The sequence below is a fragment of the Stenotrophomonas indicatrix genome, from assembly GCA_041545745.1.
Taxonomy (GTDB): domain Bacteria; phylum Pseudomonadota; class Gammaproteobacteria; order Xanthomonadales; family Xanthomonadaceae; genus Stenotrophomonas; species Stenotrophomonas indicatrix_A.
Map to the genome: position 1 here is coordinate 2,291,776 of CP168152.1, position 26,621 is coordinate 2,318,396.

The 26,621-nt window shown below is 64.0% G+C and carries 25 protein-coding genes and 2 pseudogenes; 11 read left to right on the top strand and 16 right to left on the bottom strand.

What is annotated here, in order from left to right:
• Positions 1-11: 11 nt before the first annotated feature.
• Positions 12-641 (bottom strand): TetR/AcrR family transcriptional regulator, encoded by a 630-nt coding sequence (locus ACEF39_RS10535; RefSeq protein WP_500287917.1) that lies wholly within the window; start codon positions 639-641, stop codon positions 12-14.
• 260 nt (positions 642-901) lie between these two features.
• Here ACEF39_RS10535 and ACEF39_RS10540 point away from each other — a divergent pair, with 260 nt between their 5' ends.
• Entirely contained in the window at positions 902-2,221 is a 1,320-nt protein-coding gene (locus tag ACEF39_RS10540) for an outer membrane protein transport protein (protein WP_500287918.1), read from the top strand.
• Between the two features lie 140 nt (positions 2,222-2,361).
• Here ACEF39_RS10540 and ACEF39_RS10545 read toward each other — a convergent pair whose 3' ends face one another.
• From ACEF39_RS10545 to ACEF39_RS10555, 3 genes are all read right to left on the bottom strand, one after another.
• Positions 2,362-2,709: a cyclophilin-like fold protein gene (locus tag ACEF39_RS10545; protein WP_500287919.1), complete on the bottom strand. Its 348-nt coding sequence runs from the start codon at positions 2,707-2,709 to the stop codon at positions 2,362-2,364.
• Between the two features lie 137 nt (positions 2,710-2,846).
• On the bottom strand, positions 2,847-4,055 hold the full coding sequence (locus ACEF39_RS10550; protein WP_500287920.1) for an MFS transporter: 1,209 nt from the start codon (positions 4,053-4,055) through the stop codon (positions 2,847-2,849).
• A complete protein-coding gene (locus ACEF39_RS10555; RefSeq protein WP_500287921.1) occupies positions 4,052-5,110 on the bottom strand; it encodes an alpha/beta hydrolase in 1,059 nt (352 codons plus the stop codon). Before ACEF39_RS10555 ends, ACEF39_RS10550 begins: the two co-directional genes overlap by 4 nt.
• Before the next feature lie 109 nt (positions 5,111-5,219).
• On the opposite strand from ACEF39_RS10555, the gene ACEF39_RS10560 reads away from it, so the two are divergent.
• Entirely contained in the window at positions 5,220-6,113 is an 894-nt protein-coding gene (locus tag ACEF39_RS10560) for a LysR family transcriptional regulator (RefSeq protein WP_500287922.1), read from the top strand.
• A 61-nt stretch (positions 6,114-6,174) separates the two neighbouring features.
• Here ACEF39_RS10560 and ACEF39_RS10565 read toward each other — a convergent pair whose 3' ends face one another.
• Complete coding sequence (locus ACEF39_RS10565; RefSeq protein WP_500287923.1) at positions 6,175-6,756, bottom strand: TetR/AcrR family transcriptional regulator; 582 nt, start codon at positions 6,754-6,756, stop codon at positions 6,175-6,177.
• A gap of 134 nt (positions 6,757-6,890) precedes the next feature.
• On the opposite strand from ACEF39_RS10565, the gene ACEF39_RS10570 reads away from it, so the two are divergent.
• The 3 genes from ACEF39_RS10570 (at position 6,891) to ACEF39_RS10580 (ending at position 9,830) form a co-directional block, all read left to right on the top strand.
• Positions 6,891-7,988 carry an alkene reductase gene (locus ACEF39_RS10570; RefSeq protein ID WP_500287924.1) on the top strand — a complete coding sequence of 366 codons (1,098 nt, stop codon included), beginning with the start codon at positions 6,891-6,893 and terminating at the stop codon, positions 7,986-7,988.
• Positions 7,989-8,049: 61 nt separating this feature from the next.
• Complete coding sequence (locus tag ACEF39_RS10575) at positions 8,050-8,832, top strand: SDR family NAD(P)-dependent oxidoreductase (RefSeq protein ID WP_500287925.1); 783 nt, start codon at positions 8,050-8,052, stop codon at positions 8,830-8,832.
• Positions 8,829-9,830, top strand: coding sequence for an NADP-dependent oxidoreductase (locus ACEF39_RS10580; protein WP_500287926.1), 1,002 nt, complete (start codon positions 8,829-8,831; stop codon positions 9,828-9,830). The genes ACEF39_RS10575 and ACEF39_RS10580 overlap by 4 nt, the downstream gene beginning before the upstream one ends.
• A 54-nt stretch (positions 9,831-9,884) precedes the next feature.
• On the opposite strand, the gene ACEF39_RS10585 is transcribed toward ACEF39_RS10580, so the two are convergent.
• Positions 9,885-10,706, bottom strand: coding sequence for a S1 family peptidase (locus ACEF39_RS10585; RefSeq protein WP_500287927.1), 822 nt, complete (start codon positions 10,704-10,706; stop codon positions 9,885-9,887).
• A 308-nt stretch (positions 10,707-11,014) separates the two neighbouring features.
• Positions 11,015-11,629, bottom strand: coding sequence for a hypothetical protein (locus ACEF39_RS10590; RefSeq protein WP_500287928.1), 615 nt, complete (start codon positions 11,627-11,629; stop codon positions 11,015-11,017).
• A 430-nt stretch (positions 11,630-12,059) separates the two neighbouring features.
• On the opposite strand from ACEF39_RS10590, the pseudogene ACEF39_RS10595 reads away from it, so the two are divergent.
• Positions 12,060-12,807 (top strand): annotated as a pseudogene (locus ACEF39_RS10595) (ABC transporter six-transmembrane domain-containing protein).
• 15 nt (positions 12,808-12,822) lie between these two features.
• Here the strand turns inward: ACEF39_RS10595 and ACEF39_RS10600 are convergent.
• Genes ACEF39_RS10600 through ACEF39_RS10615 form a run of 4 tightly spaced genes read right to left on the bottom strand, consistent with a single transcriptional unit; the run spans position 12,823 to position 15,662 of the window.
• Positions 12,823-13,206, bottom strand: a complete 384-nt coding sequence (locus ACEF39_RS10600; RefSeq protein WP_500287929.1) for a nuclear transport factor 2 family protein — start codon at positions 13,204-13,206, stop codon at positions 12,823-12,825.
• 41 nt (positions 13,207-13,247) lie between these two features.
• Positions 13,248-13,934 carry a hypothetical protein gene (locus ACEF39_RS10605; protein WP_500287930.1) on the bottom strand — a complete coding sequence of 229 codons (687 nt, stop codon included), beginning with the start codon at positions 13,932-13,934 and terminating at the stop codon, positions 13,248-13,250.
• 43 nt (positions 13,935-13,977) lie between these two features.
• Positions 13,978-14,844 (bottom strand): MBL fold metallo-hydrolase, encoded by an 867-nt coding sequence (locus ACEF39_RS10610; protein ID WP_500287931.1) that lies wholly within the window; start codon positions 14,842-14,844, stop codon positions 13,978-13,980.
• Positions 14,841-15,662, bottom strand: coding sequence for an MBL fold metallo-hydrolase (locus ACEF39_RS10615; protein WP_500287932.1), 822 nt, complete (start codon positions 15,660-15,662; stop codon positions 14,841-14,843). The genes ACEF39_RS10610 and ACEF39_RS10615 overlap by 4 nt, the downstream gene beginning before the upstream one ends.
• Before the next feature lie 132 nt (positions 15,663-15,794).
• On the opposite strand from ACEF39_RS10615, the gene gcvA reads away from it, so the two are divergent.
• The gene (gene gcvA / locus ACEF39_RS10620) at positions 15,795-16,691 is read left to right on the top strand and encodes a transcriptional regulator GcvA (protein ID WP_500287933.1); all 897 of its coding nucleotides are present in this window, start codon (positions 15,795-15,797) and stop codon (positions 16,689-16,691) included.
• A gap of 36 nt (positions 16,692-16,727) precedes the next feature.
• Here gcvA and ACEF39_RS10625 read toward each other — a convergent pair whose 3' ends face one another.
• The 3 genes and pseudogenes from ACEF39_RS10625 to ACEF39_RS10635 all read right to left on the bottom strand — a co-directional run bounded on the left by ACEF39_RS10625 (position 16,728) and on the right by ACEF39_RS10635 (position 18,826).
• Positions 16,728-17,030 (bottom strand): CPCC family cysteine-rich protein, encoded by a 303-nt coding sequence (locus tag ACEF39_RS10625; protein WP_500288007.1) that lies wholly within the window; start codon positions 17,028-17,030, stop codon positions 16,728-16,730.
• Positions 17,025-17,915, bottom strand: a pseudogene (locus ACEF39_RS10630) (methylenetetrahydrofolate reductase); the annotation flags it as partial. The gene ACEF39_RS10625 and the pseudogene ACEF39_RS10630, both read right to left, overlap by 6 nt.
• Positions 17,912-18,826, bottom strand: a complete 915-nt coding sequence (locus ACEF39_RS10635; RefSeq protein WP_500287934.1) for a LysR family transcriptional regulator — start codon at positions 18,824-18,826, stop codon at positions 17,912-17,914. The gene ACEF39_RS10635 and the pseudogene ACEF39_RS10630, both read right to left, overlap by 4 nt.
• Positions 18,827-19,002: 176 nt before the next feature.
• Between ACEF39_RS10635 and msuE the strand changes: the two genes are divergently transcribed.
• The 3 genes from msuE to ACEF39_RS10650 are packed head-to-tail and all read left to right on the top strand — an operon-like array spanning position 19,003 to position 21,701.
• Positions 19,003-19,584, top strand: a complete 582-nt coding sequence (gene msuE, locus ACEF39_RS10640; RefSeq protein WP_500287935.1) for an FMN reductase — start codon at positions 19,003-19,005, stop codon at positions 19,582-19,584.
• 58 nt (positions 19,585-19,642) lie between these two features.
• A complete protein-coding gene (locus ACEF39_RS10645; protein ID WP_500287936.1) occupies positions 19,643-20,620 on the top strand; it encodes a DUF1852 domain-containing protein in 978 nt (325 codons plus the stop codon).
• A gap of 40 nt (positions 20,621-20,660) precedes the next feature.
• Positions 20,661-21,701 (top strand): methionine synthase, encoded by a 1,041-nt coding sequence (locus ACEF39_RS10650; protein WP_500287937.1) that lies wholly within the window; start codon positions 20,661-20,663, stop codon positions 21,699-21,701.
• Between the two features lie 78 nt (positions 21,702-21,779).
• Here ACEF39_RS10650 and ACEF39_RS10655 read toward each other — a convergent pair whose 3' ends face one another.
• Complete coding sequence (locus ACEF39_RS10655) at positions 21,780-22,784, bottom strand: extracellular catalytic domain type 1 short-chain-length polyhydroxyalkanoate depolymerase (protein WP_500287938.1); 1,005 nt, start codon at positions 22,782-22,784, stop codon at positions 21,780-21,782.
• Positions 22,785-22,871: 87 nt separating this feature from the next.
• Positions 22,872-24,275: a GntP family permease gene (locus ACEF39_RS10660; protein ID WP_500287939.1), complete on the bottom strand. Its 1,404-nt coding sequence runs from the start codon at positions 24,273-24,275 to the stop codon at positions 22,872-22,874.
• Between the two features lie 146 nt (positions 24,276-24,421).
• Here ACEF39_RS10660 and ACEF39_RS10665 point away from each other — a divergent pair, with 146 nt between their 5' ends.
• Complete coding sequence (locus ACEF39_RS10665; protein ID WP_500287940.1) at positions 24,422-26,620, top strand: TonB-dependent receptor; 2,199 nt, start codon at positions 24,422-24,424, stop codon at positions 26,618-26,620.
• Position 26,621 lies beyond the last annotated feature (1 nt).

Genomic DNA, 26,621 nt, shown 5'->3' on the forward strand with positions numbered 1-26,621 from the left:
ATAGTCAATAGTCACAAAGGGCGTGACTCGAGGCTCCGAAGGACCAGCTCCTGCAAGGCGCTGGGCGCTTCTTCGTGCAGGGGCGCCACGTGCGGCAGCGTCACCGGATTCAGATAAGGAAGCAGGGCCTGGTAGACCGCACGGCTGGTGTCCTCGAGCGGCGTCGTGCTCTCAAATGCCCCGGAAGCGCGTCCATCCCTGATGATGTCTTCAACAAGCTGCCTGATGCGCCCTTCATAAGCCTGCGCGGATGGCCATTGATCCGTCGCGGCCGCAACGGCAATTTCATACAGACGCCGATCCTGCAGAAACAGGCGAAGACCGGCCTCCACAATGACGGTGAACAACAACCGCAGCCTCTCGGCAGGCGCTTGCACGCCCTGCAGGGCCTGAAGTACCTCGCTTTCGATCTGACTGAGGCAATTGGCGCAGATCACCTCGCCAATGGCCTGCTTGGAGGAAAAGAACTTGTAGACGTAGGCCTTCGAGAAGCCGATGGCCTTGGCCAAGTCGGACACGGTGGTCTTGTCATAGCCGTAGTGGCTGAAATGCGTGGTGGCAGCCTCGATGATCTGGGTGCGCACGTCGTGCTCGGCGGGGCCGCGCCCGGCGTCGAGTGCTGCAGAGGTTGAAGTAGACATCGGGCAAGGGTAGCGCCGCGTGGTAACGCGGGCAAATGGTGACCGATCGGGTATCGGTCCACTACCGGCCCCATGGTGACCGTTGACTGCGTTGGTCACATGTCCAATACTCGGACCGGCTCAGCTGGGCGATGACTCCGCAACCGGGATGCGCGCTGCGCACCAAGGCCGAGCCGTCTCACGCCGTGAGGAGCGCCTTCTGAATCAAGCATCTCCCCATCCGAATCGCCGCATCGACAGTTGCCTGTGGAGGGCAAGCAATGACCACAAAACCGATACTTGCGCTGGCCCTGCTTGGTGCATTGGCAGGCGCGACTGGCACTGCGCAGGCTGCTGCATTCCAGTTGAAGGAGAAAAGTGCAAAGGGCCTGGGCCGCGCCTTTGCGGGGTCGATCAGTGCGCCAGGCGACGCTTCGGTGATAGCGGACAATCCGGCTGCCATGCGTCTCCTCGATGGGCGGCTGTTTCAAGCCGATGCAAGTGTTGTGAACTACACCGTGGACTTCAAAGGCGAAGGCCGCGATGCCCTGGGACGTCCGCTCCCTGGAGGTGATGGTGGGGACGCGGGTGACACCAGCCCCATCCCTGCCCTTTATTTCCACACCCCATTGGGTGAGAAGGCCCACCTGGGGCTTTCATTGACGGCGCCATTTGGCTTCAAGACTGAGTACGAGAGCGACTGGGTCGGTCGCTACAGCGGGATCAAGACAGAGATCAAATCGGTTGACCTTGGTTTGTCGCTTTCTTACGACGTGAACCCCTATGTCTCCTTCGGCGCCTCTGTCTTTGTCGAGCGTGTGGAAGCTGAGCTTCATGATGCGGTCGATTTCGGCGCTGTGCTCGCCGGTGCACGGGCGCCCGGCTTTTCTCCGGGAAGCGCAGATGGCTATACGCGCATTGACGCCAAGGATGACGCGCTTGGCTTCACCCTCGGCGGGCTCTTCACCCCTGTAGAGGGAACCAATATCGGCATCGCATATCGGTCCAGGGTGGAACACAAGCTCAACGACGCGGAAGTACGCTTCGGGGTTCCAGCGGCCGCCGCACCATTGTTGGCAGCGGCGCGTCCTGGTTGGTTTGTCGACACCAAAGCAAGCACTGCGCTCAATCTTCCCGCCACGCTGACCGGCAGCATCAGCCACCAGGTCAATGACCGCTGGACGGTCATGGCCGATGTAACACGCACGGCGTGGTCCAAGTTCGCCGAAATCAGGCTGGACTTCCACTCCGCTCAGCCCACCCGGGCTCTGGACTTCAGCTACCGGGACACAACGTTTGCTTCCATCGGCACGGAGTATCGCTACAACCAGAAGCTAACGCTCCGCGCGGGTATCGCGACCGATCAGAGCCCTGTGACAGACGATATCCGTGATGTCCGCGTGCCAGACAGCAACCGCAAGTGGCTCTCCCTGGGCGCTACGTATCGAGCCTCTGAGTCGGCTGAGTACAGCGTCGGCTACACGCATCTCTTCCTGGACAGGCCGGAAGTGTCGGTGACCTCGGCTACGGGCAGCAGCCTGCAGGGCAAGTACGACGTCGGCTCAGACATCGTGGCTTTTTCAGCTGCCTACTACTTTTGAAGCACCAGGCGGGTCCCCTCCCGCGTCCGTAGGCTGGCGGCGCCGGCCGCCAGCCGCCCTGGTATCCCGATCACACGGGCGGATGCCAGGCCCTGTCGCCAACAGAGAAACGATTCGGAGTGAGCGCGGCAGCAGAACCGCTACTCGACTTCCAAGCGAACCACCAGCGGCCCCTCGGCACGAAGGGCCTGCAGACCTCCCTCGATACGTCCCAGCAGCACCAGCCCCTTCGAGTAGCCGAACGGTCTGTGGAAGATCGCCAGATTCCCCCACGGCGCGTAGAAGGCGATATCGCCGGCCACTGGCGCGATCCCGTCCGGTTCGCCGGCAATGCTGAGGCGGTGCGGGAGCTGCGCAATCTTCTCTGTAGCAGCATAGTCCTCAAGCTGAAGGGTAATCGGCAACTGGGCGGCGAACTCGCGTGCGGGAACGCTGTCCTCCAACGTGGCCGACAGCGTCTGGTCGCCGATGATCAGCCGGATCTTCATTGCAGGGACCTTCGGGTTGGGTGCGGTTTTCATGAGCGCAACGGCGTGTTGATTCTGTTCGGCAGAACATGCAGACACCGCCGCGGAGGCAAGGCAAAGCGAAAGCAGCTGCCCAATGATCCTCGTCGCGCGCCTCATCAGCCTCGCGCCTCTGCGGTGACTGCCGAGCCGGACGCGGACGCAGCATCGGCGGCTGTGACATGGGCAAGCAACGCCGCGAGCAACAGCAGGCCAGCACCGGCCAGGAATGTACCGGCGAAACCAACACTGTCCAGCAGCAGGCCGCCAAGGCTGGAACCCAGCGCGATCGAGCACTGCACCACCGCTACCATCAGCCCGCCGCCCGCTTCAGCGTTGTGGGTGGACGTGCGTGCCAGCCAGCTCCACCAACCCACCGGCGCAGCCGTGGCCAGCAGGCCCCATACCGAAAACAGTGCGGCCGTCGGCCAGAGCTGAGGACCCAGCGCCACGAGCGCTGCGGCAATCACTGCCATCAGGGTCGGGACGGCCACCAGTGTGCGATAGAGACCACGCCTGATGAATGCCCCGATCGCGAGCGTGCCCACAAAGCCGCTTGCACCAATGGCCAGCAGCACCAGCGGAACCGCGGATTCCCCTGCACCCGTGACCTTTTCCAGGAACGGGCGGACATAGGTGAACAAGGCAAACTGCCCCATGAAGAAGAAGCCGCACGCCGCCATGCCCAGCATCACCAGCCGCCGCCGCAACAGGACCAGCAGCCCGCCGTGGGAAGGCCTTCCTTCTGCGGCCATGGAAGGAAGACACCGCCACTGCCATGCCAGCGCGATGGCGGCCACAGGCAGAAGGCACAGGAACGCCCCACGCCATCCGATCACGCCGCCAAGGTAACTGCCCAAGGGTGCAGCCACTACCGTCGCCAGCGCGTTGCCACCGTTGAAGATGGCCAATGCCCGCGGCACCTGCGCTGCAGGTACCAGCCGCATGGCCGTTGCCGCAGACAACGACCAGAAGCCGCCGATCACCACGCCGATCAGTGCCCGGCCCATCATGTAGACCGGGTAGCTGGGAGCCAACGCCACCACCACGCCGGATATCGCCATCAATGCGGTGAGCGTCAGCAGCACTGTCTTCCGGTTGATGCTTCCGGCCAACCGGGAGATCGCCAGGCTGGTCAGCACTGCGAAAGCACCAGAGATGGCAATTCCATACCCGGCCAGCCCTTCGGACACACCGAGGTCAGCCGCCAAGGGCGTGAGCAGGCTCACCGGCATGAACTCAGAGGCGATCAGTGCGAACACGCACAGCGTCATCGCCAGCACACCGCCCCAGTTGGCCCGGTCAGCCGTTGCGTCGTTGCTGCTCATTTCCCAGCCAGGCCTTGCTGGAAGAACGTCGCCAACCTGGCGAAGGGAATCAGGTCGGTGCGGTCATACAGGTCTACATGACCGGCATCTTTCACCCAGTAGAGTTCCTTTGGATGCCCTGCCCTGCGGTACGCATCCTCGCTGAACTCACGCGAGTGTGCGTGGTCGCCCGAGATGAACAACATCGGCCGTGGCGAGATGGTCTCGATATCGTTGAAAGGATAAAAATTGACGAACTTGACCAGACTGCTGAACAGTGGCTGGGTGGTCAGTTCGGCCCGCTCGCCTTCGGCCGCGTAAGCGCCGCGCGGCGTGCGGTAGAAATCGAAGAACTCACGCTGCACGTCGGACGTATCGGCCTCGAGTGTGTTCACTGTGCCAGGCACATGGACTGCCGGCCCACCCTTGAACTCAACCAGGCGCTGATCCGTTGCGGCCTTGATCATCTCTCTGCGCTGTTGAAGCGACTGCGTGTTGTTCAACCCCTGGCGCACAGCGGCGCCCATGTCATACATGCTGACCGTCGCGATTGCCTTGATGCGTGGATCGATCTTCGCAGCGCTGATCACGAAACTGCCACTGCCACAGATACCCAAGCCGCCAATTCGTTCCGGGTCCACGAACGACTGCGTGCTCAGGAAGTCCACCGCCGCGCTGATGTCATCCGAATAGATTTCCGGCGACACCAGGTGCCGAGGCGTACCGGCGCTTTCACCCCAGAAGGACAGGTCGATCGCCAGCGTAACGAAGCCCTGCTCAGCCAGCTTCTGCGCGTACAGCTGTGAACTCTGCTCCTTCACTGCGCCCATCGGATGACCGACCACCACGGCTGGCGCGCGGCCACCCCGCACCTGGTCCTGAGGACGGTACAGCGTGCCCGCCACCTCCATCTGGTACTGGTTGCGGAAGCTGACCCGCTCGCCTTTTACGCTGGCGCTTCTGTAGAAATTGTCGGCGCCGGCGGTTCTTGCGGCGACCGGTGCCTCGGCGGCCACGGCCGACTGCGGAACGAAATGGCTGGCGATCAGTGCCAGCAGCAGCGTGGTGGGTTTCATGTGCGGACGGCCTCAGTGGGGACTCAGGTCGCCACGATAGGCGGCGCCTGCTACCGCGATAAGCTGGCTGAAAGTTGATGCATTACTGAGCTGAGCTCACAATTGCCCCATGAGCAGTGTGAAGACCAACGACCTGCAAGCTTTCCTGGTTGTGGCACAGGAGCAGAGCTTCACCAAGGCGGCTGTTCGCCTGGGGGTGACACCCTCGGCGCTCAGCCATTCCATGCGGCTGCTGGAGGAGCGCCTGGGCATCCGCCTGCTGGCCCGGACCACGCGGAACGTCTCCCCGACCGAGGCGGGCGAGCGCCTGATGCGCTCCATCGCACCGCACTTCGAGGCCATCAGCGCCAGTGTCGAGGCATTGGGGGATCTGCGCGATCGCCCGGCCGGAACCCTGCGGATCTCCTGCACGGACGATTCGATGGAGACCATCATCCGCCCTCGCCTTGCCGGGTTCCTCGCCGAGTATCCGGACATCACACTGGAGTTCTACGTCGATTACGGCTTCACCAATGTGGTGGAACAGCGCTTCGACGCCGGTATCCGGCTGGGTGAGGCGCTCAGCAAGGACATGATCGCGGTCAGGGTCGGACCGGATTGGCGCCTGGTGGTGGTTGGATCTCCCGACTACTTCCAGAAGCATGCCAAGCCAAGGAAGCCCGCCGATATCACGCACCATCGCTGCGTACACATCCGGCATCGCCCGAATGGCGCCATCTACGCGTGGGAGTTCGAGGAGAAAGGCAAGGAGTTCACCGTGCGCGGCGACGGGCCACTGGTGTTCAACAGCATGATCCACGTGATCAATGCCGCACTGGACGGCCTGGGCCTGGCGTACGTGCCTGAGCCGATGGTGGCCGATCACATTGCCGAGGGGCGGCTGGTTGCCGTGCTGGACAAGTGGTGCGTGCCCTTCCCCGGCTATCACCTGTACTACCCGAACCGCCGGCAGCCCTCGCCGGCATTTTCGGCGCTGGTGGCCTGGCTGAAGCGGGACGCTTAAGGTCGGCGGCGGCGCCAGGTCGGACCGAAGCACGGCGGCCTGCATCGCGCGCAGGCGCGACTCAGGGATCGGGGGCGCCCGACAGGCGCGCCAGGACAGCCGACCGGCACGCATCCAGGATTTCGTCCGCCAGCGGCGAATCATCCGGACAGGACCTGGACAGCACCACCGCGCCCACGGCCATGGCCATCAGGGCTATCCGACGCGCGCGCGCGTCCGGGTTGGCGTGCTCGCCCGACGGATCATCCTCGCCGGCAGGGCGTCCCACCTGGGCTTCAATGCCGGCGGCAAAGGCTGCCTTGACCGTGGCCGGCTGGCGCGCGGCGTCCGCGCTCAACGCGGCCATCGTGCAGCCGTGCCCGAGGTCATCCCGATGTTCCCGGGAAATGTAGTAGCCAAGAAAGTCCGCGAGATCCATCCCCGCTGCAGCGTCTGCAGATTGCGCCAGCCCGCAGATGGAGGCTTCGGCCATCAGGTCGGTCTTCGAAGCGAAATGCTTGTAGAAGCCGCCGTGAGTAAATCCCGCAGCCGCCATCAGGTCCGCAACACCCACACCGTCGTAGCCGCGCTCCCTGAAGAGCGTGGATGCGGTTTCGACAATGTGCGCCCGGTTGGCCTGCGCTTGTGCCTTGGTGACCTTCATGACGCCATGCCCGAGGGAGCTGTGCTACGGAAGGATGGCAGTCTAGCACATATTGATTACGTTCATCATCAAACTATTGACATCATGGATTACGGTCATCATCATTGCGGCAACGACCACCAGCCCCACATCAGATGACGACCACGACACTCTTCCAGCCCTACCCCCTTGGCCCGCTGACCCTGGCCAACCGCATCGTGATGGCGCCGCTGACGCGCAACCGCGCCGATGCCGGCCTGGTGCCCAGCCGGCTGGCCGCCACCTACTACGCCCAGCGCGCCTCGGCCGGCCTGATCATCACCGAGGCCACGCAGATCTCGGCCCAGGCCCAGGGCTACCAGGACACGCCGGGGCTTTACACGCAGGACCAGATCGACGGCTGGCGCCAAGTCACCGACGCCGTGCATGCCCGGGGCGGGCGCATCTTCGTGCAGCTGTGGCACGTGGGCCGCATCTCGCACGTGGACCTTCAGCCGGGTAACGCCGCGCCTGTCTCCGCTTCGGCCATTCGTGCGCAGACCAAGACCTTCGTGCACAACGGCTTTGTCGATGTGTCCGAACCGCGCGCATTGGAAATTGACGAGCTGCCGGCCATCGTCAACGACTTCCGCCAGGCCGCCGCCAATGCCATCGCCGCCGGCTTCGACGGGGTCGAAATCCACGGTGCGAACGGCTACCTGCTGGAACAGTTCATCAAGGACGGCGCCAACCAGCGCACCGACGCCTACGGCGGCTCGGTCGAGAACCGCGCGCGCCTGCTGCTGGAGGTCACCGCTGCCGTGGCCGAAGAGATCGGCGCGGATCGCACCGGCGTGCGCATCTCGCCGGTCTCGCCGGCCAATGCCATTGCCACGGTCAGCGACCCGCAGCCGCAGTACGACTACATCGTCGACCAGCTCAGCGCGCTGGGCATCGTTTACCTGCACGTGGTTGAAGGCGCTACGGGCGGCCCACGTGACGTGGCGCCCTTCGACTTCGATGGCCTGCGCCGGCGCTTCACCGGCACCTACCTGGCCAACAATGGCTACGACCTCGAACTGGCCAACGCGCAGCTTGCCGCTGGCAAGGCAGACCTGGTCGCGTTTGGCCGCGCCTTCATCAGCAATCCCGATCTGGTCGAGCGCCTGAAAACCGGCGCGCCGTTGAACGCGTTGAATCCGGCGACGTTGTACGGCGGCGGTGCGGAGGGCTACACCGACTACCCCGAATTGACCGATACGGCGCCGCAGTAACCCGTTCGACAGCGCCGCGCTGCACACCCCGTTCGCCCCTTCCAATTCCAAGAGACACACCATGAGCCAGCTTCCCACCGTCCTCATCACCGGCGCCTCCAGCGGCATCGGCACCGTTTACGCCGAACGCTTCGCACGCCGCGGCCACGACCTGGTGCTGGTCGCCCGCGACAAAGCGCGACTGCAGACGCTGGCCGCGCGTCTGCGCCAGGACACCGGCGTTTCGGTTGACGTGGTACCCGCCGATCTTACCCAGCGTGCAGACCTGGCCGCCATTGAAACCCGCCTGCGTGACGATGCCCGTATCGGCATCCTGATCAACAACGCAGGCATCGCCCAGTCCGGTGGCTTCACCGCGCAATCGGCCGACAACATCGAACAGCTGGTGGTGCTGAACACCCTCGCGCTGACGCGCTTGGCCGCGGCCGTCGCACCGCGACTGGCCACCGCCGGCGAAGGCGCGATCGTAAACATCGGCTCGGTAGTCGGCCTGGCACCGGAACTTGGCATGTCGGTCTACGGCGCTACCAAGGCCTTCGCCCTGTTCCTGTCGCAGGGCCTCAGCCTGGAACTGTCGCCCAAGGGTGTCTACGTGCAGGCCGTCCTGCCGGCGGCCACGCGCACCGAGATCTGGGAGCGCGCCGGCATCGACATCAACACGCTGCCCGAAGTGATGGACGTTGGCGAGCTGGTCGATGCGGCTCTGGTCGGCTTTGATCGCCGCGAACCGGTGACCATTCCGCCGCTGCATGTGGCCGAACGCTGGGACACGCTGGACGCAGCGCGCCAGGGCCTGCTCTCGGACATCCGGCAGGCGCAGGCTGCAGAGCGCTATCGCCAATGAAAGCCTTCCTCATCGACCGGTATGGCAAGAAGGAAACGGGCCACATCGATGACGTGCCAACGCCAGCGCTGCGCGATGACGATGTACTCATCCGCGTGCACGCGGCCAGCGTCAACGCGCTGGACCCCAAGATCCGGCGTGGCGAATTCAAGGTGATCCTGCCGTATCGCCTGCCGCTGATTCTGGGCAACGACCTGGCCGGTACGGTGGAGCGTGTAGGCGCGGGGGTTTCCTGGTTCAAACCGGGCGATGAGGTGTATGCGCGCCCCGACGATGATCGCATCGGCACGTTCGCCGAGTTCATCGCCGTCAGCGCCGCATCCGTGGCACTCAAACCCCACAACCTCACCATGGTGGAGGCCGCCTCGCTGCCGCTGGTCGCGCTCACCGCATGGCAGGCGCTTGTGGAAACCGCGCAACTGAAGCCAGGACAGAGGGTCTTCATCCAAGCCGGATCCGGCGGCGTCGGCACCGTGGCCATCCAACTGGCCAAACATCTGGGAGCCTTCGTGGCGACCACGACCAGCACGGCCAACGTCGCGTGGGTGAAGGAGCTGGGCGCGGATGTCGTCATCGATTACAAGCAGCAGGACTTCGCCTCGGAACTCCGTGACTACGATGTGGTGCTCAACAGCCTGGGCAAGGACGAACTGGAGCGCTCGCTGCAGATCCTCAAGCCGGGCGGCCATCTCATCTCCATCTCCGGGCCACCGACGCCGGCGTTTGCCATCGCGCGCGGGCTCGCCTGGCCGCTCAAGCAGGTCCTGCGCCTGCTCAGCCATGGCATCCGCAGCAAAGCCAAGCAGAAGGGCGTGTCGTACACCTTCGTGTTCATGCGGGCCGACGGAAAGCAGTTGAGCGAGATCACGTCGCTGGCCGAGTCCGGTGCAATCCGTCCGGTCATTGACCGGGTATTTCCGTTCCAGGACACCCAGGGTGCGCTGGCCCATGTGGAGAGCGGCCGAGCCAAGGGCAAGGTTGTTGTCGAGCTGCCGTAGGCTTTGAGCGATGCAGGCAACGGGCGTGGGTGGGCGTTCGATACCGCTGAACGTTCAACGTGGCGTATCGTCGATCGAGCCCAGGACGCTTTCGATCCAGTCGACGTAGCGGGACACGCGTACGTTGTGGACCATCTGGCCGTAAAAGCCCGCTTCAAGAGCATGCTCGGGAACGGCCGTGATCCAGGACCCAAGCCCCACCAGCTGCCAGGTTCCATGGTCGTTGACCACAAGCGGACCACCGCTGTCGCCACTGCCAAGCACACCCTCAAGGGGCAGCCCGTGCGGCGGTGGATCGAACCGGTACCAGATGTAGCGCTCGTTACCGCCGGTAACTGCATTGTAGGCACGCCGTAGGGATGTGCGGTGCGGGCCATCCGGCCACTGCCCTGCTGCACCATTGCCAGTGGCGCCCTTCCCTATCAATGCAACCACCTGAGTGACCTCCGCCGCACCGCGATAGAGCGCTACCGGCCTGACACCATCCACCGGCGTCGCAAGCCTGATCAGTGCGATGTCATCCGACGCAGCCAGGAAAGCATGGATTCCGGAGGGATTTCCCGTCGCCAGGGCTTCCCGGCCCAAGGCCTCGGGCATGCTCCTGTAGCCGGGATGCAGGAACACGCGCTCGACGCCGTACGCGCTCCCATTGATGGTGATCGTTGCGCCCATCCCCTCCATCGGAGTGGCATGCGCCGCGGTCACCACCCAGCGTGGGGCGATGAGCACGCCATGGCCCTCGCCGGGCATGTCCGCCAATGCCGGAAACGCGGACCCTTCGATCCGATACCTGGCATCGTCAACATCATCACGAATGACGACCGCCCCGGCGGCGAGCGGGAGTGCGGCAAACAGCAGAATGAGCCAGCGGTTCATCGTTCATCCTTGTGGTCATCCGCGCAAGCCTAGCCGAACGCATCAACACCGGCGATGGATGCGCGACCAAAGCCGGTGGGGACTGATGAAAGAACGGAAACGACGCCTGAAGCCCAGAAATGCTCCAACGTCCATTGCTCGCCGCACACGGCGAACCGGACATTCCCCCGGATCCAACAGATCGTACGTGCGCAGGATTTCTGGATTGGACGGCCACGCCTGCGTCTTGCTGATTCCTGGTGCAGACAGTGTGGAACAGGGTCGGGAATGGCTACCTGACCTGCTTGGCTCCGGAAAGGTGCCGGACCTCACCGTGTGAAGTACAGGCACCCGGCTACGGCGATCGGTGCCGGGTCGGCCTCGATGCGCTGGGCCACCAGTGCCATCACCTCGATGCCATCGCCCTGGGCTTCCGGTGCTGACTGGACCACCCGCATTCCTCCAGGTGAGCCCTGCGTCCCCGGCGTGTCGAGGGACAGGGCGCTGGCGAGGTCGGTGGCAAGGGCACCATCGAAGACGGCCAGCACAGAGCCGCGCGACAGTATCAAGCGCGTGGACGGATGCCCAAAGACAAGCACCGGTGCTGGAAGCTGCATTTCCGCGACAACACCGGGCATGCCACCCAGTGCGTTGCCGTAAGCCCCACCTTTGTCGGCGATTGGCCGCCAGCCAGCCGAGGGCTTCCCGCTGGTTGCGATGTCACGCAGCTGATAGGCCAAGGTCCGGAATGCGGTGCGATCGGACTTGCACGCCACAAGTGCCAGTGCTCGATCAATGTCTTCCTGTTTGGGGGCGGTCCTGCGTATCGATTCTGCTGCTGTCGCGGTGGCCGCCATGGCAAGTCCCAGGCTTGTGAGCAACAGAACCTTGTTCAACGCACGGGTGATCAACGCGAAATGCTCCTGCCTGGCAAGTGCAAACACTGCGAGGTCCAGTGAAGCAACGGCTGCTGGACCAGCATTGCGGCAACATCATCGATCTCCGCACCCAGATCCTTTGTCGCAGCTTTCTCCCTGGCGCAGCCTGCCGCCAACAACGCCACGGATATGACCAAGCTGCCGAGCCATCGCCTGTTTCGAACAGCCATCAGAGTCCCGTGCATGCGTGGGGGCTTGAAGGGAGGTGGGGAAAGGGTTCTTAAGATAGCCGATGACCGGGGCCCAATGGATACCGAACCCGGTTCGTGATCGAAATCCGCTGGCTGCCGCGCTCTGGTCGCTGAACGTCGCCAGCATCTCCACGCAATCTCCATCGATCCTCCATGCCCCTTCCTCAGGGCTGCAGATACTGGCAGGCAACCAGGAGGATGCCAGGCATCCATCCCTGCCTCATCCTCGATCCACCCAGGTTCCCATGAAGCACCCACACGATCCGGTTGCTGCAGCCGGCAGCATCGGCCAGCAGAATGCGGCCGCCACGTTGAAAGCCATCCTGCGCACCTATCCCTGGCAGCTCACCGGCACCTTCTCGCTGGTGGCGCTGGAGAATGCGCTGCTGCTTGCCTATCCGCTGTTCGCCGGTTTCGCGGTGGATGCGATCATCCGTGGCAACGTCGGCCATGCCATCTCCTACGCCGGTGTGGTGCTGTTGTTCTGGCTTGTGGGTGCCGCCCATCGCGCAGTGGATACGCGCACGTTCACCCGCATCCATGCCGATCTGGCGGTGAACGTGGTCCACGCGCAGCGACGCCTGGGCCAGGCCACCTCCGCGCGACGCAATGAACAGCTGCATGGACGTTTGAACAACCGGCTGGAGCATGAAATCCGTCTGCTGGACCGGGTCAGCCCATCGGTGCTGCGCCACCACTACAGCACGTTGTCGCGACTGCGCATCCTGCTGTCCGATCGCGAGGCCGGTGCCTTCGTGGTGGTGGGCATGGCTGGCAGCGGTGCTGTTTGCCTTGACCATTGCCCACCTGGCCAGCGCTGGTGGCGTGACCCCGGGGCATGTATACGCGGTGATGACCTACCTGTGGGCCTTCGTCGGCAGCCTGGACGATGCGCCGTCGATGGTCGACCAGCTGGCCAGGCTGAAGGACATCGGCCGCCGCGTCAGTCCAGGGATGGAGGATGCGGAGAACAACGCCTGTCCTGGGCCATGAGCCGCCGTCACCTGTCTAGGCGATTGCCTCCATTGCCGCGGGCAGAGCGACAACCGAGCCGCCCAGCACCTGCCAGACGCCGGCCGTTTTCCCCCAGAAGCGGCAGTACCTGAAGCGGCCGGAGAAGGCTGCTCCGTCGAAGGTTCCGATCAGTTCTGCCGTGGTGAGCGCAACAGCCGTCTGATCATGCAGGGCGACTTCCACCGATTGCCACTCGGCCATGCTCAATTTCTGGCGACCGGAACGATGCAGCGCCAGATCGTCCTGCTTGCCAAAGGCCTCGCCCGAGGGCCCCACAAAGATCAGGGCGTCTGCAATCAAGGCGTCCAGCGCTTCCACGTCGCTGGTGAGCATCGCGATGCGTAGCGCTTCTTCGAGTTGCCGTATTTCGGTGTCCATGCGGGCTCCATAGCGATTGCTGCGCCAGTGAGAACCTATCATCACTCTTGATGGGCTTCGGGCGCCAGGGTATGGATCACCCTGCCCTGCGCATCCAGGAACTCGATGGCCCCGTAGCCTTCCGGCGTCACGGTCAGGCGCAGCCTGGCGCGGTTCTGTTGATCGTTCAGCGCAATCGCGGGGGTGCCATCGGCAGCCACGGCCATCTCGATGCGGGTCGGGGTCTGCACGCCGGGAATCAGCCGATTGTCCAGCCGCGGCTCACGAATCAGCGGCGGCGCCTGGTTGATCGAGAACCGCACGTCCCCGTCGGGCGACACACGCCAGCCGATTGCATCCATGGCCGGGTGGTCAAGCGCCAGCACGGCCATGCCGCCCTCCACGTCTGCGGTTCCGAAGCCACCACGCTCGCTGCCCTTGTGGTCGTACAGCACCATGCCCGCCACATTGAAGGCTCGCTTGTACTGGATGCCATCGATGATGGGCGGTGGCGTCTGGCCCGAGAGCGTCATCCGGATCACCCCGTTCTCGTCGACGATATCGATCCGCCGCGCCGTGATGCGCTCCTTGTCAGTAGCATCCATGCGGGTCCGCGGCGTGCTGCTGACGATCAGCTTCTGCAGCTGCTCGACCGACGGGCGTTTGGGGCGGGTCGTTTCCGCTGCAAGGGCGGTCACGGAAAGGGAAGAGAACGCGATGGCGGTCGCAATGCAGCTTGCTCGATTCATGGGGTCTCCCAGGGCCAGGAATGATTCATGCGTGGGTGCGGGGCTACGTTGGCCAGGTCAGCCACGCGCCCGGCTCCACCACCTGCACGGCGACGGTGCGGTCACGGGCAGCGTGGCGAAGCCGCCCAAGCGGGTCGTCCACTTCCACATACTTGTCCATTCCGTTGATGCCATAGTGAATGGGCACCAGCGTGCGCGCGCCGAGGATTGCCGCCGCAGCCACCGCCTGCTCCGGCGTCAGTACCCCAGGCTGTCCACTTACGGGTTCGCGCCAGCCGAACGTGGCGCCATTGATGGGGAGGAAGGCCGCATCGAACGGTCCGAACTGGCGACCTATGCGCCACCAGTGGCCGTGCCATTGGGTGTCGCCGCCATGGAAGATGCGTCGGCCACCCGCTGTTACCACCCAGGACACCTGCGTATCGCCGTAGCCATCCGATGCCGGTACCGGCGTTGCAGTGAAGTCGCCCAGCAGCTGGGGCTCCCACAGCGCGCTCGGCCGTGCACGTGCGGCTGCGGGTAGCGGCATGGGCTGCAGGCCAGCTGGATATGCGAGTGATCCCCCTTTGCCGAGCGCCGCCGCGACCGCGCCTGCATCGAAGTGGTCCGAGTGGATGTGGGTAATCAATACATGGCTTTCGCCCAGTACATCGTTCACCGGTACCAGCCGGTCCGGCAGCGCCTTGCCCCATGTTGCGGGATTTACCAGCGGATCAATCAGCAGCGTACCTTCCGGCAACTGCAGCCGCACCCCGGCCCACGCCAGTCGCTGAGCGCGCAGGCTGCGCAGCGCCGCCGGTGATGCAGCGGCACCGACAGGGACCAGCGCCGCGGCGGCCACACCGGCGCAACTGGCAAGAAAACGTCTGCGGCTACCCGGGGCCGGCGCGTTGAACGAATCGTTCTTCATGCAGCCTGCTCCCTTGCTGCCAGCGCGGCATCCAGGGAGAAGATCGACTGCGCGACGATCGCCGTGAGATTGTGTCCATGCCATTGTCGCTCGAATGCCGTCGGCACGACCGCCGGCGCGATGCAATCCTCCAGTCTGATGGTAGCTATCAATGGTGTGGTGTCCGCTGGCGCGGCGCGCAGCCGGATGTCCACGACGATCTCCTGGATTCGCCGCAGGTAGTGAAGTGCATTGCCCAGCACCGGCGCATCGAAGACCCCGATATGCCCACCGACCACCCTGCTACGCCCGAACTGCTGGATACGGCCGATGGCGGCGCGCTGCAGCGCCGGGTCCGATCGTGAGAGATAGACGATGTTGCCGACGATGTTGTCGCCAACGCAGACCAGATCGGCAGTCGGTACATCCACGCTCATGTGGTCCATCGTTTTGCCTGGGTTGTACAGGAAGCGCAGCTGGTGCTGCCCCCAGCGCATGGCGAGGTTGTCGAACACGATATCCGGATCGCGGTAGAACGATGCCACCGGCCGGTTCTGCGAAAGAAAGGCGTGCCGGTGATGGCGGTGCGCCAGGGTCAGCGCCTCCGGAAAGAGCGTCATGCCGCAGATGTGGTCGCTCATGAAATGGGTGGCGGCAACCAGCCGGACCCTTTTGCCCATCTGCCCCTGCAGCACCTCCCGCAACCAGGCGGCATCCTCCTCGCTGCCCAACGCGTCCACCAGCAGCACCTGGTCACCGTTGACGAATGCGGTAGCGACCGATTCAACCTGGTCACCGACGAACATCAGCACATCTGGGGCGAGCTCCTGAATACGCACGGTGGGCTTTCCTGGTGGGAGGATGTGCATCATCGCCAGCCCATGCAGCGCCCGACAAACGAGTAGTTCTGCGCTTCGCATTAGAAATATTCATGCGATACGATGGCGACGCCCTTGGTTTGGAAGGCGCCCGTGAAAGCCCGCCCCACTGCCCCACTGAATGCGCTTCGCACGTTCGAAGCGGCTGCCCGCCACCTCAGCTTCAATCAAGCGGCGCGCGAGCTGTTCGTCACCCCGGCTGCGGTCAGCCACCAGGTCAAACATCTCGAGGCCTATCTGGGTGCAAGCCTGTTCCAGCGCACTCACCGCGCCGTCGCACTCACTTCAGAGGGGGCGGCACTGGCAACAACGGTCGGCGAGCTGCTTGGACAGTTGGACCTGGCACTGGACCGCGCCAGGACGCGCGCACCGCACGAACTGCGGGTGACAACCATGGAATCGTTTGCCGCGAAATGGCTGGCCGCAAGGCTGCACCTGTTTCACCATGCGCACCCCAACGTCCGGGTGCGCATCGACACCGGCAATGAACATGCTGACTTCCTGCGCGGAGGCTTCGATGTAGGCATCCGCTACGGCGCGGGCAGCTACACCGGCGTACACGCAGAACTGCTGATGAAGGCGCCAGTGTTTCCGGTGTGCTCGCCAACGCTGTTGGCTGACACTGCGCGCAGGCTGCAGCAGCCAGATGATCTGCACCACTACACATTGCTGCACGATGAAAGTGCTACGGGCCGCCCTGGCGTGCCCGCATGGTCGCACTGGCTGATGGCTGCGGGCGCTACCAACGTCAATGCCAGCGCGGGGCCCGTTTTTCCCAGCATCTATCTTGCACAGGAAGCAGCGGTGGCGGGCCACGGCGTGGCGCTCGGCGTAGCGCCGCTGGTGGAAGATGATCTTCGACAAGGCAGGCTGGTGAAACCCTTCAGCCTGGAGCTGGAGAACCGTTACGCATTCTGGTTGATCTGCCGGGAAGTTGCTCAGGATCGCCCCGAGGTGAAGGCGTTCTGCAAATGGCTGGCTGAAGAATAATAGTGGAGTGATCGGCCACGGCAGTGCCCACGCGTCTTACGGTAGTTCGTGGGGAAAAGGCAGGCGAACATAGGGAAGATCCTTCATCTGCGACGCGCCGAACGCTTTGTAGTTGGCGCGCCCCTGCGTCAGGCTGAGACTTCCGTTTGGGCCGTCGCGTACGACGTCCGCGTCGTAGTCGTCCTGTCCATCGTCTTCCCAGAAACAGACAGCACATATTCTGAACGTCCCGCGCTCGTCGAGTGTCCTGTGGCCGCAGCACGGACAGCGCAGCGGAAGATCCGGGGTCTGCACCAATTGCACTGACATTTGAGCCAAGCACTCATCACCCGCACGCATCCGGTAGTGCTCCACCCATTCCATGGATTGTGCGATGCCACCGAAGGGAAACAGATGCGGGCTGACCTGCCCATGGGCTTCGGTCAACCCGTCCACCAGGCGATTCACGAACACATCCGGCCCAGCCCTACCCAGCAGGCGGCCGATGGAGATGCCGTACCGCGACAGCATCGAGGTGCTTGCAGCTACGCCGCACATCGCCGCATAGCGTACAAGCCGCGCGATGCTGGCGGGCCCGGGAACGCCGACCAGCACCGGATGGGTGATGCCACGGGCGCGCAGTTCATTCAACCAGGCCAGCACGACATCCGCATCGAATGCGAACTGGGTGATCACAAGCGGTGCCATGCCTCGCGCTTCAATGCGCTGGCACTTGCGTTCAAGCACGCGCCACCGATCGGCGCTGGTCATCACCGGATGACCTTGCGGATGCCCGCCCACCCCCACAACCTTGATGCCGGCGCGCTCGAGGACACCGCTCTCGATGATCGATTCACTGTCGGCGAACGGCCCGGCAGGTGTGGAGAGATCCCCCGCAATCACCAGACAGCGCTCGACGCCAGCGTCGATCACGGCACGGTCGATGAAGTGCTCAAGCGCCGCACGGGAGCCGATCCGGCGTGCGGACAGGTGTGGCATCGGCTCGAACCCCAGTTCGCGCACTGTGCGCGCTGCGGCCAGTCGCGCAGTGTCGTTCTCGCTCGGCAGGTAAGGAATGGAGATCGTCGTCCCCCGTGCGATGCGGGCGGCCTCGGCACGCAGCGCAGGCATGGCCTTGGCGCTCACTTCCAATGAAACGGCGCTGATGAAGGCCTGCGCCCGCTGCGCGCGGGCAGCAGAGTCCTTCAACGTCGGCCCCAAATGGTCGATGCCACGTGACATCATCCAGCTCCGCGCAGGTTGCCGGCGCTGGCGGAGCTGTGCCGCGCCAGCTCGACAAACGCCTGAAGGTAATCGATGCCGGTATCCGCCTCGCGCGCGCCCAGGTAGATCTGCTTTGGAATGCCTCGCGCACCCAGCCGCACCGGCACCACGTCCATGCGGGCGGCGTACTCCTCCACCAGCCAGCGCGGCATGGCGGCCACGCCACGGCCACTGGCCACCATCTGCATCATGATGTCGGTGGTTTCAATGGCCTTGTGCCGCCGCGGCGTGATCCCGGCCGGCAGCAGGAACTGGTTGTAGATGTCCAGGCGCTCGAACGGCACCGGGTAGCTGATCAGCACTTCCTGGCTGAGCTGGCGCGGCTTTACGTGGTCCACCTTGGCCAGCGCGTGGCCCTTGGCCACGACCAGCACCTGCTCGTAATCGAAGACAGGGACGAACTTCAGGCCCGGCTTCAGCAGCGGGTCGGGCGTGACCAGCAGGTCGATCTCGTAGCCGAACAGCGCACCGATGCCGCCGAACTGGAACTTCTGCTTGACGTCCACATCGACGTCGGGCCAGGCGGCCAGATAGGGCGAGACGACCTTCAGCAGCCACTGATAGCAGGGGTGGCATTCCATGCCGATGCGCAGCGCACCGCGCTCGCCCTGTGCGAACTGGCCCAGCCGTTCCTCGGCCAGGTCCAGCTGCGGCAGCACCCGGTTGGCCACCGCCAGCAGGTACTGGCCGGCCTGGGTCAGGCGCAGGCTGCGGCCTTCGCGCAGCCAGACATTGGTGCCCAACTGCTGCTCCAGCTTCTTCATGCTGTGGCTCAGGGCCGACTGGGTCAGGTTCAGCACGCCTGCGGCAGCGGTCAGAGAGCCTTGCTGTTCGACCTGCTGCACGATGCTGAGATGGATCCGCTCCAACATGACGATGAATCTCACTCATGGATTGGTGAAGTAATACCATTTTACGTCATGGGAAGGGCTGGCTAGCATCGGCTCATGCCTTCGGCTACCTGCCAGCCCGGTCTCCTCGCCGGCCTGCAGCACTGCGCCCCTGCAGATCATCCCGAAGGAGCCCCTCCCCAGCTGAAAGCGAAGAGATGACCCGCCCCCTCCGTATCGTCGCCGTTTCCGGCGGTCTGCAGCGCCCCTCTAGGGCCGCGACCCTGGCCGAGCACCTGCTGGACCTGATCGGCGAAGGCGCCCCCTGCGATCAGCATCTGATTGAACTGGGTGAGCTGGCGCCGCAGTTGGCCGGTGCGCTCCGGCGCTCGCAGTTGCCCGAAACCGTGGAGCGGCAGTTGGCCGCTGTCGAGCAGGCCGATGGGCTGGTGGTGGCCACGCCGGTCTACCGCGGCTCGTACACCGGCCTGTTCAAGCACTTTTTCGATTTCATCGACCAGGACGCGCTGATCGACACGCCCATCCTGCTGGCCGCGACAGGCGGCAGCGAGCGCCATGCGCTGGTGATCGACCATCAACTGCGGCCGCTCTTCAGCTTCTTCCAGGCCCGCACCCTGCCCTTGGGCGTCTACGCGACCGACCGCGATTTCGCCAACGGCCGCGTACACGACGAAGCGCTGATGCAGCGGGCGCGCCTGGCGGTACAGCGGGCCATGCCGTTGCTTGCCCTCTCCCATCGCGCAGCACCTGTTCCCCTTGTGGCCGCTGCCGCTCTCTGAACGCCGACTGCCATCGACCTGCATTCGGATGTTACCCCCGCAAACCGGAACGCCGCCCATGACGAGCAACAACTTCACCTTCAGCATCACCCGTATTCCTTTCAACGAGGATTACCAGCCCGCTGACGGCACGCGCATCACTACCAACTTCGCCAACCTGGCCCGCGGCGAATCCCGCCAGGAAAACCTGCGCAACACGCTCGGCATGATCAACAACCGCTTCAATGATCTCGCGCACTGGGACAATCCGAGCGCGGACCGCTATGTCGTCGAGCTGGACATCATCTCCGTGGAGATGCACATCGATGGCAGCAACGGCAGCGATACGTTCCCGTTGATCGAGGTGCTGCGGCCGACCATCGTCGACACCCTCACCGGTACGCGCACCGAAGGCATTGTCGGCAACAATTTCTCTTCCTACGTGCGCGACTACGATTTCAGCGTGGTACTGCCCGCCAGCAACGAGGGCAAGGCCACCTTCGGCATTCCCGACGGCTTTGGCGATCTGCACGGCAAGCTGTTCCAGCACTTCCTGGAGTCGGAGGCCTACCGTGCGAACTTCAGCAAGGCGCCTGTCATCTGCATCAGCGTCTCCAGCAGCAAGACCTACCACCGCACCGAGAACCATCACCCCATCCTGGGCGTCGAGTACCGGCAAGGCGAGTTTTCGCCGACCGACCAGTACTTCGACAAGATGGGGCTGCAGGTGCGCTACTTCATGCCGCCTGGCAGCGTTGCGCCGCTGGCGTTCTACTTCCAGGGCGACCTGCTGGGCGACTATTCGAACCTGGAACTGATCGGCACCATCAGCACCATGGAGGCCTTCCAGAAGATCTACCGCCCCGAGATCTACAACGCCAATTCCGTAGCGGGCAAGGTCTACCAGCCCAGCCTGAAGCACCAGGACTATTCGTCCACCCGCATCGTCTACGACCGCGAAGAACGCAGCCAACTGGCGGTCAAGCAAGGCCGGTTCACTGAAGAACACTTCATCAAGCCGTATCGCGCCGTGCTTGAGCAGTGGGCCGCCCGCTGATCCATCGATTTTCCATTTGCCCCCCAGGACACAAGACGCAATGTCGACGAAGAATCTGCTCCCCACCTCTACTGCTGGCAGCCTGCCCAAGCCGTCCTGGCTTGCACAGCCTGAAACGCTCTGGTCGCCCTGGAAGCTGCAGGATGAAGCGCTGCTGGAGGGCAAGCAGGACGCCCTTCGCTTGTCCCTGCAGGAACAGCAGCACGCCGGCATCGACATTGTCAGTGACGGCGAACAGACGCGACAGCACTTCGTCACCACCTTCATCGAACACCTCAGCGGCGTCGATTTCGAGAAGCGTGAAACCGTCCGTATCCGCGACCGCTACGACGCCAGCGTGCCCACCGTGGTGAGCGCTGTCAGCCGCCCGAAGCCCGTGTTTGTGGAAGATGCGAAGTTCCTGCGTAGGCAGACCACGCAGCCGATCAAATGGGCGCTGCCGGGTCCGATGACCATGATCGACACCCTGTATGACGCGCACTACAAGAGCCGCGAGAAGCTGGCTTGGGAGTTCGCGAAGATCCTCAATGAGGAAGCCAAGGAGCTGGAGGCGGCTGGCGTGGACATCATCCAGTTCGACGAACCTGCGTTCAATGTGTTCTTCGACGAAGTGAACGACTGGGGCGTGGCCGCGCTGGAGCGTGCGGTCGAAGGGCTCAAGTGCGAAACGGCGGTGCATATCTGCTATGGCTATGGCATCAAGGCCAACACCGACTGGAAGCAGACGCTGGGTTCGGAATGGCGCCAGTATGAAGAGTCGTTCCCGAAGCTGCAGACGTCCAGCATCGACATCATCTCGCTGGAATGCCACAACTCGCACGTACCGATTGACCTGATCGAGCTGGTGCGCGGCAAGAAGGTGATGGTCGGTGCCATCGATGTGGCCTCCAGCGTAGTGGAGACACCGGAAGACGTGGCCAACACCCTGCGCAAGGCGCTGCAGTTCGTGGATGCCGACAAGCTCTACCCCAGCACCAACTGCGGCATGGCGCCGTTGTCGCGTGATGTGGCAAGAGGCAAGCTGCGCGCGCTCAGCGCGGGCGCACAGATCATCCGCGAGGAGCTTCTGGCACAGGGCTGAGCGGGACGGGGCCGCGCGCCAGTGCCGGAGCCCTCCACTCCCGCACTGGCGCCGCCCCCCTGCTCCTGCGCCCCACACTCAGCGCTGCTGATCCTTCAGGAACAGCCACGTAATCAACGTGGCATCCGGCCCCTTGGGGTCGGTGAACGGCAGCCCGGTCTGGCTGCCGCTCCAGGCATGCCCCATCCCCTGCACCACGTAATGCTGGACCAGCGTCCTGCCGCCGTAGGTGTAGGTATCGACCGTATAGGCGCGCCCATCCGGCACCTGGCCGTGGAAGGTGTTGGTCGGCACATACTTCACCGAGCCGTTGTCCAGGCCATCGTCGGCCAGATCATTGGTCTGCAGGAACTGGCGCACGGCCTGCTGCCCGTTCACCGGGTTCACCGTGGCGTCGGCGGTGCCATGGAACACCAGCACCGGCAGCGGTCGCGGTGACGGCGAACCCGAGCACTGCCAAGCCAGCCGCCCGTTGCTGTCCGGTGAGTAGATGCTACCGGCCAACAGCGCGTAGGCACTGCCGGAGATCGTGGTCGCGCCCTTGTACATGCCGCCGGAGTGGATCGCGCCCGCAGCGAACACATCCGAATAGCAGGCCAGCATGATCGAGGTCATCGCCCCCCCAGCGGAAATGCCAGTGACGTAGACCCGATGCGGATCGATGCTGTAACCCGCTTTTACCTTGTCCACGATGCCCGCCAGGATCGAGGCCTCGCCACTGTCGCGCGCCTGGTTGATCGGCAACTGCCAGTTCCAGCAGCGTGCCGGATTGGAGGTTACGTTCTGCCGCGGGTAGACCACGATGAAGCCTTCAGTGTCGGCCACCTCGTTGAAACCGGAGGCCTCGCCCATCAGGTTCGGCCCGGTCACGCAGCCGTGCAGCACCAGCAACAGGGGCAGCGGCTGCGTTTGGTCGTAGCCTGCGGGCACCCATACCTGGTACTCGCGGGCGCCGAACAGATTGCCGTACAGGCCGACATCCCAATGCCCGGGTAGGTCTGCCGCAAATGCGGTGCCCGTCGTGGCCAGCCAGGTGCACAGCAGCAGCATCAACGCCTTGATTGAATCGCTTCCAGATTTCATGACCAGATCCTCATGCGTGAGTCGTGGATGAAGTGGTACCGGAAATCCTCGTGGACCGACCTTCCAGAGGGTGCTGCGACGCCGCTGTCAAACCCAGCCGGTGGCGTAGTAGATGCCGATCACCACGAACACCGCGAGGGTCTTGATGACGGTCACTGCGAAAATGTCCTTGTAGGCTTGCCGATGGGTCAGCCCGGTCACCATCAGCAGGGTGATGACAGCGCCGTTGTGCGGCAGGCTGTCCATGCCACCGGAGGCCATCGCGGCAACACGATGCAGCACCTCCATCGGGATGCCGGCGGCCTGCGCATTGGCGATGAAGGTCTCCGACATTGCCGCCAGGGCGATGCTCATGCCGCCCGATGCAGAGCCGGTGACGCCAGCCAGGCCGGTTACGGTGACCGCTTCGTGCAGCAGGGGATCCTTGATGGCACCCAGCGCATTGGCCACTACCATGAAGCCCGGCAACGCGGCGATGACCGCGCCGAAGCCATATTCCGAAGCGGTGTTCATGGCTGCCAGCACTGCACCACTGATCGCTGCCTTGGTGCCCTCGGCAAACCGGGTCACCACCGGGCGCCAGGCCAGCGCCAGCACCGACAGGATGCCAACCAGCAGCGCACCCAGCACAGCCCAGATTGCGGTGATCTTCGCCACGTTCTGCACCACCGGCGCGGTGCTGCCCATGATCGACGGTACGAAGCTGTGCTCGGCGCCGTACCAGTGCGGCAAGCCCAGGGTGAACAGCTTGTTGGACACGAACACCAGCAGCAGCGGCAGCACGGCAATGCCCGCATGTGCCAGATGAGTGCCAGCGAACGGTGTGGGCTCGTTCACCAGGGTGGCCGGGTCACCGTAGCCCTCGCCACTGCGCACCGCCGCGCGACGACGCCACTCCAGGTAGGCCATGCCCACCGCAAGAACGAACACACTGCCCAGCGTACCCAGCACCGGAGCGGCCCAGGTATCGGTGCCGAAGAACGTGGTCGGGATGATGTTCTGGATCTGCGGCGTGCCAGGCAATGCGTCCATGGTGAAGCTGAAGCCGCCCACCCCCAGCGTGGCCGGAATCAGGCGCTTGGGAATGTTGCTCTGGCGGAACATCTCGGCCGCGAACGGATAGACCGCGAACACCACCACGAACAATGACACGCCGCCGTAGGTGAGCAGGCCCGACACCAGCACGATCGACAGCATCGCCCGCTGCGGTCCGAACAAGCGGATCGCCGCACCCACGATCGAGCGGGAGAAGCCGGACAGTTCGATCAGCTTGCCGAACACCGCGCCCAGCAGGAACACCGGGAAGTAGAGCTTGAGGAAGCCGACCATCTTGTCCATGAACAAGCCGGTGAACATCGGTGCCACCAGCGAGGGATCGGTCAGCAGCACGGCGCCCAGTGCGGCGATGGGCGCGAACAGGATCACGCTGTAGCCGCGGTAGGCCACCAGGATGAGGAAGGCCAGCGCTGCAAGTACGATCAGTAACGACATACGGCGCTTCCGGGTGGGGACGCGCCCAGTATCCGGATCTGGCGACCGCTGCCGACTGGACCTAGGTCCACTCGCCGGCGTGCCACGGCGCCGCTAGCCTGGGCAGCATGGGTGGCAATGGGCCATCTGCCTTGGGGGAGGACCGAATGAAACGGAATTGCTTGAGCCTGATGATCGGCACGCTGTTGGCCACCGGGCCGGTCCTGGCGCAGGACGCACCGCAGGACACGCCAGCGGCGGGCAGGACCGCTTCTGCCACCAACCTGGACAGCATCACGGTGACCGCGCGCAAGCGCGAGGAAACCCTGCAGGAGGTGCCCGTTGCGATCACTGCCTTTACCTCCGAAGCCCTGGACAAGATGAACGTCCAGGACATCAGCGACCTGGATGGACAGGTACCCAACCTGACCATCTACGCGGCGCGCGGAGCCAGCAGCACGGTCACGGCCTACATCCGCGGCGTCGGCCAGTCCGATCCCACCTGGGGCGCTGACCCCGGCGTGGGCATCTACCTGGACGACGTCTACATCGCGCGCCCGCAGGGGGCGTTGCTGGACGTGTTCGACGTCTCGCGCATCGAAGTTCTGCGCGGCCCGCAGGGCACGCTGTACGGCAAGAACACCATCGGCGGTGCGATCAAGTACATCTCGCGCGGCCTGCCGACCCAGACCGAAGGCTTCGCCCAGATCACCGTGGGCAACTACAGCCAGCTCGACGCCAAGGCGGCGATCGGCGGCCCGATCGGCGGCGCCGACAGCGGTCTGCGCGCGCGCGTGGCGGTGGCCAGCATGAATCGTGACGGCTTCGGTGAGAACACGTTCACCAACCAGCCGGTGAGTGACAAGCAGATCAATGCGGCACGCTTCAACCTGGGTGCCTATGCAGGCGATGATCTCGACGTGCAGTTCGCCTTGGACTGGATCGATGACCAGTCCGGCATGCGCGGTTCGAAGATGCTGGCGCCCAACCCGTTCGTGCGCGCTTACCCGCCGATGGATGACCGCTACGATATCCGCTCTGGCATGCGCAACCTCAATAGCGTGGAGACCAAGGGCGCCTCGGCCGCGGTGAACTGGCGGCCCAGCGAGGATGTTGCACTGAAGTACGTGGTGGCCAAGCGCGAATCGGACAGCGATGCGAACATCGACTTCGACAGCACGCCGGTCAAACTGGCCGATGTGGGTGGCACTTACCACGACGATCAGATCAGCAACGAGGTGCAGCTGAACTACGATGCCGGCGGCCGCGTGCGCGGCGTGGTCGGCCTGTACCAGTTCAGTGGCGAAGCCGGCGGCCAGATCCGCAACAACTTCTTCAACCTGCAGTTCGGCGATACCCGCGGCAAGGTGCTGACCGACAGCGTCGCGCTGTATGCCGATTGGACCTTCGACCTGACCAGCAAGCTGAAGCTGGACGTCGGCGCCCGCTACACCGACGAGGACAAGCGCGCGATCGTGTTGAACCGCTTCTACGCCGACGCGACCTTCAGCAGACCCATCGCGGTGGCAGCGGATTTCGACAAGAAGACCAACTTCAAGAACGTCTCGCCCAAGGTGTCGCTGGACTACCAGATCACCCCGGACATCATGGTCTACGGCCTGGCCACGCGTGGCTTCAAGTCCGGCGGATACAACATCCGCGCCAACGCCGTGGCCGTACCCCGCTCAGCCGAGCCGTTCGATGACGAGACCGTGGACAGCTTCGAGATCGGCAGCAAGATGGCCTTCCTCGACCAGCGCCTGTTCCTGAACCTGTCGGCGTTCCACAACAAGTACAAGGATATCCAGCTGTCGGTGTTCACCGGCATCGATACCAATGGCGACGGTGTCGACGATGCCTTCTTCGGCGATTTCACCAATGCCGGCGCCGGCACCATCAACGGCCTGGAAATCGAGTACCAGTACCTGCCCAGCCAGCACTGGCTGATCTCCGGCAACCTGGCGTGGCTGGACGCCAAGTATGACGAGTACATGGATCGTGGCGTCAACGTGGCCAAGCAGATGAAGTTCACCAACGCACCGGACTTCTCGGGCGCGTTGAACGTGGAGTACCGCACCGACCTGGCCAATGCGGGCAACTTGTCCGCCCGGGTGAGCTACAGCTACCAGAGCGAAGTGTGGCCGACCACCGACCTGAGCCCGGTGATCCGCCAGGATGGCTATGGGCTGGTCAATGCCGGCGTGGTCTGGAAGCTTGATGACGCATGGACGTTCTCGCTGCAGGGCACCAACCTGGCCGACAAGGAATACCGCACCACCGGTTACAACATTCCGGCGGTCGGCACGCTGATTGGTTTCTATGGGCCGCCGCGCCAATATAGCCTCAGCGTCCGTTACGATTTCTAGG

Coding starts and splice junctions, on each gene's coding strand:
- ACEF39_RS10535 (WP_500287917.1), bottom strand. CDS start 641: ATGTCTACTTCAACCTCTGCAGCACTCGACGCCGGGCGCGGCCCCGCC.
- ACEF39_RS10540 (WP_500287918.1), top strand. CDS start 902: ATGACCACAAAACCGATACTTGCGCTGGCCCTGCTTGGTGCATTGGCA.
- ACEF39_RS10545 (WP_500287919.1), bottom strand. CDS start 2,709: ATGAAGATCCGGCTGATCATCGGCGACCAGACGCTGTCGGCCACGTTG.
- ACEF39_RS10550 (WP_500287920.1), bottom strand. CDS start 4,055: ATGAGCAGCAACGACGCAACGGCTGACCGGGCCAACTGGGGCGGTGTG.
- ACEF39_RS10555 (WP_500287921.1), bottom strand. CDS start 5,110: ATGAAACCCACCACGCTGCTGCTGGCACTGATCGCCAGCCATTTCGTT.
- ACEF39_RS10560 (WP_500287922.1), top strand. CDS start 5,220: ATGAGCAGTGTGAAGACCAACGACCTGCAAGCTTTCCTGGTTGTGGCA.
- ACEF39_RS10565 (WP_500287923.1), bottom strand. CDS start 6,756: ATGAAGGTCACCAAGGCACAAGCGCAGGCCAACCGGGCGCACATTGTC.
- ACEF39_RS10570 (WP_500287924.1), top strand. CDS start 6,891: ATGACGACCACGACACTCTTCCAGCCCTACCCCCTTGGCCCGCTGACC.
- ACEF39_RS10575 (WP_500287925.1), top strand. CDS start 8,050: ATGAGCCAGCTTCCCACCGTCCTCATCACCGGCGCCTCCAGCGGCATC.
- ACEF39_RS10580 (WP_500287926.1), top strand. CDS start 8,829: ATGAAAGCCTTCCTCATCGACCGGTATGGCAAGAAGGAAACGGGCCAC.
- ACEF39_RS10585 (WP_500287927.1), bottom strand. CDS start 10,706: ATGAACCGCTGGCTCATTCTGCTGTTTGCCGCACTCCCGCTCGCCGCC.
- ACEF39_RS10600 (WP_500287929.1), bottom strand. CDS start 13,206: ATGGACACCGAAATACGGCAACTCGAAGAAGCGCTACGCATCGCGATG.
- ACEF39_RS10605 (WP_500287930.1), bottom strand. CDS start 13,934: ATGAATCGAGCAAGCTGCATTGCGACCGCCATCGCGTTCTCTTCCCTT.
- ACEF39_RS10610 (WP_500287931.1), bottom strand. CDS start 14,844: ATGAAGAACGATTCGTTCAACGCGCCGGCCCCGGGTAGCCGCAGACGT.
- ACEF39_RS10625 (WP_500288007.1), bottom strand. CDS start 17,030: ATGCGTGCGGGTGATGAGTGCTTGGCTCAAATGTCAGTGCAATTGGTG.
- ACEF39_RS10635 (WP_500287934.1), bottom strand. CDS start 18,826: ATGTTGGAGCGGATCCATCTCAGCATCGTGCAGCAGGTCGAACAGCAA.
- msuE (WP_500287935.1), top strand. CDS start 19,003: ATGACCCGCCCCCTCCGTATCGTCGCCGTTTCCGGCGGTCTGCAGCGC.
- ACEF39_RS10645 (WP_500287936.1), top strand. CDS start 19,643: ATGACGAGCAACAACTTCACCTTCAGCATCACCCGTATTCCTTTCAAC.
- ACEF39_RS10650 (WP_500287937.1), top strand. CDS start 20,661: ATGTCGACGAAGAATCTGCTCCCCACCTCTACTGCTGGCAGCCTGCCC.
- ACEF39_RS10655 (WP_500287938.1), bottom strand. CDS start 22,784: ATGAAATCTGGAAGCGATTCAATCAAGGCGTTGATGCTGCTGCTGTGC.
- ACEF39_RS10660 (WP_500287939.1), bottom strand. CDS start 24,275: ATGTCGTTACTGATCGTACTTGCAGCGCTGGCCTTCCTCATCCTGGTG.
- ACEF39_RS10665 (WP_500287940.1), top strand. CDS start 24,422: ATGAAACGGAATTGCTTGAGCCTGATGATCGGCACGCTGTTGGCCACC.